This window comes from Streptomyces sp. WM6386, from assembly GCF_000972385.1.
Taxonomy (GTDB): Bacteria; Actinomycetota; Actinomycetes; order Streptomycetales; family Streptomycetaceae; genus Streptomyces.
The window spans coordinates 1-360 of record NZ_JXTE01000644.1 but is presented as its reverse complement, the minus strand read 5'-3'; the positions used below and the strand labels follow the sequence as shown (position 1 = coordinate 360).

General features: G+C 74.4%; 1 protein-coding gene. It reads left to right on the top strand.

Features of this window, described 5'->3' with window-relative positions; all coding sequences use genetic code 11:
• A partial coding sequence (locus TN53_RS43070) for an ABC transporter permease (protein WP_046264379.1) occupies positions 1-360 on the top strand: 360 nt, incomplete at both ends.

The window sequence follows — 360 nt, the reverse complement described above, 5'->3', positions numbered from 1 at the left end:
CGGCAGTCCGGACGGCCCGGCCATCAACCAGCAGGCCGCCGGCCTGGCCGTGATGTTCACCCTGCTCGCGCTCGACATGGCCGGACAGACCCTGCTGTCCGAGCGCACCTGGCGGACCTGGGACCGGCTGCGCACCAGCCCCGCCGGACCTGCCGCCGTACTGCTCGGCAAGGCGCTGCCCCTGACCGTGGTCTTCGCCCTCCAACAGGCCGTGACCTTCGGGTTCGCCGCCGCGGCCTTCGGGTTCGACGTGGCCGCCGGTTCCTGGCGGCTGGCCGTCATGGGGCTGGCCTGGGCGCTGTGCGTGTCCTGCTGCGGCCTGGCGCTCGGCGCGTGGGTGCGGACCCAGGGACAGCTCGC